The 2,348-nt window shown below is 74.6% G+C and carries 2 protein-coding genes; both read right to left on the bottom strand.

Features of this window, described 5'->3' with window-relative positions:
• Positions 1–111: 111 nt before the first annotated feature.
• On the bottom strand, positions 112–1,314 hold the full coding sequence (locus tag ACFV2J_RS40785) for an exo-alpha-sialidase (protein WP_385090744.1): 1,203 nt from the start codon (positions 1,312–1,314) through the stop codon (positions 112–114).
• Positions 1,315–1,410: 96 nt separating this feature from the next.
• Positions 1,411–2,106 (bottom strand): TerB family tellurite resistance protein, encoded by a 696-nt coding sequence (locus ACFV2J_RS40780; RefSeq protein WP_385090741.1) that lies wholly within the window; start codon positions 2,104–2,106, stop codon positions 1,411–1,413.
• Positions 2,107–2,348 lie beyond the last annotated feature (242 nt).

Below are 2,348 nucleotides of genomic sequence, written 5' to 3'. Positions count from 1 at the left end.
TTTATGATTTTTATAAAACCCCGCAACCGGGGCGGGGGGGGGTGGGGGGGGGCAGCCCCCAGGTACGGGATGGGACGGGTAGGGGCGGCGGGGGCGAAGGACCCGGGACCGTCACCCCGACGGATTCGGGGCGAGCCGGCGGAACTCGATGCGGGCGTACGGGCCCGTCTCCCCCGTCTCGTAGAGGATCCCGACCCGCCCGGAACCGAGCGGCACGAGGTCCGAGTACGCGGCCGGCCGCGAGGAGAGCGTCATCGCCTTGGTGAACGTGACGCCGGAGTCCGTACTGCGCCACAGCGCCATGCCCCGCCGCGCGTGCGGCACGGACGGCCCGGAGAAGAGCAGGGGCGCGTGCCGGCCGGGCGGCTGCAGGACGCCGCCCTGGACCACCGGCACCTCGTTCAGCGTCCGCTGGACGGCGTACGGCCGGGACAGCGTCCGTCCGCCGTCACCGGAGTAGGCGTCCAGCCGATGCCCGCCCGAGCCCCCCGTACCGTTCTCGTCGCGCGCGCTGAAGTACAGCCGTCCGTCGGGGAGTTCGGCCGCCCCGCTCTCGTTGACGTTGAGCCGTCCGTCGTAGGAGTCGTCGACGAACCCGAGCCGCCAGTCCAGCCCTCCGTCGTCGCTGTAGAGGGCGTGCCCGCCGTAGTACCTGGCCTCCCGGCCGGTGTCGGCGGAGCCGCGCGGTGGCGCGGCGGAGTGGTCGGCGGGAACCACCAGCCGCCCGGCGTGCGGACCGTGCCGCAGGGCGGTCGCGTGCCCGGGCCCCGTGGCGTACCACCGCCACCCCGGCCGTTTCACCGCGCCGGTGATCTCCCGGAGGGCGGAGAAGTGACGGCCGTCGTCACCGCTCGTCTGGACGAAGACCCGGCGGCCGAGTCCCCGCGCGGCCTCGCCCCGCATGATCTGCGCCTCGGTCACCTTGCCGCCGTTGAAGCAGGTGAGCAGGACGACGCGGCCGCTGCGGGGGTCCACGACGGGGGCCGGGTTGCCCCGGGTGTCCCCGCTGCCGGCCGCGACGACCCGCAGCGGACCCCACGTACAGCCGCCGTCGGCCGACCGTCTCAGGACGACGTCGATGTCCCCCGTGTCGCCCGCGCCGTCGTGCCGTCCCTCGGCGAAGGCGAGCACCGTGCCCGCGCCGGTCCGGACGACGGCCGGGATGCGGTAGGTGGCGTAGCCGCCCCGGCCCGCGGTGTACGGGACCGAGGCCGCGCACGGGGCCCCGGACCGGGCGGCCGCGGACGCGGTCCCGACGGCGGCGGGAGCGCCGAGGAGGCCCACGGCCAGCGCGGCGACGAGGGTGCGTCTCACGGGGGCCTCGCTCTCGCCTCGCACACCACGAGGCGTGCTACGTCACGTAGCGAACAAGCTACCCCGAGTGACCGTCCCGCATTCCCGTGCCGCGGGCTAGGAGGGTGTGCGCGCCGCGACCAGGAGCCGTGTCACCTCGTCCGCGCAGATCGTGAGCGCCGCGCCCACGGTGGACAGGACGTCCCGTTCGGCGGGCGTGTACGGTCCGTCGGCCAGCGCGATCCGGGCCCCCTGGAGCAGGATCGACTCGCGGCCGGCCGCCGCGAGGTGCGGCGCGAGCGGGTCCAGGGCCTCGTGGAGCTCTATCGCGAGGCCCGCCCCGCAGGGCTCCCCGAAGAGCCGGCCGGTGTCCGCGGCGAGGGCCTCGACGAGCGCGGCGAGCTGGTCCTCGGTGCAGTCGTCGAAGCCGGCCGAGCGCACCGCGACGGCCGCGGTCTCCAGGGACGTGCGGGAGCAGGTGCCGCCGGCCGCGAGCACGGCGAGCGCGACGGTGTGGACGGCGTCGCGGAGCATCGCCGAGAAGCGGGTGGTCGTGGGGTGGTCGAGGACGTCGGCGCCGTAGTGGCGGCGGCAGGCGGCGCACTCGACGACGGGGCCCGTCTCACCGCGGGGCAGCACCGGTACGCCGAGGAGGGTGAAGCGGCGGCGGCCGGTGAGGCGTTGATAGTTGCGGTCGCCTCCGCAGCCGGGGCAGAAGAACTCGCCGTCCCCCATGGTGGTCCACGCGGTACGGGTGCCCAGGATGCGGGGAACCTGAACTGCACGACCGTTTCGTCCCCACCCTGGCAGCACCGTCGCACACCTCCGTAACGCCGCGGCAACATCGCCGCGCTGGCGTGATGTTAGCCACATTGTCGAGGCGGAGTCAGTACCCAGGACGAGACCTCTCCGTGATCTTCACGGGGATTGGCCGGTAAACGACGTGGGGCCCCCCCCCCCCCAAAGCCGGCCGGGGCCCGGAAAAACCCGGGCGGAGGGGGGGGGGGGCCCCCGGGGGGAGGGGGGGGGTTTAAAAAAAAATAGAGGGCCCCCCC

Source organism: Streptomyces sp. NPDC059668 (genome assembly GCF_042734135.1).
Taxonomy (GTDB): Bacteria; Actinomycetota; Actinomycetes; order Streptomycetales; family Streptomycetaceae; genus Streptomyces.
This window is presented reverse-complemented; position numbering and strand designations above follow the sequence as displayed.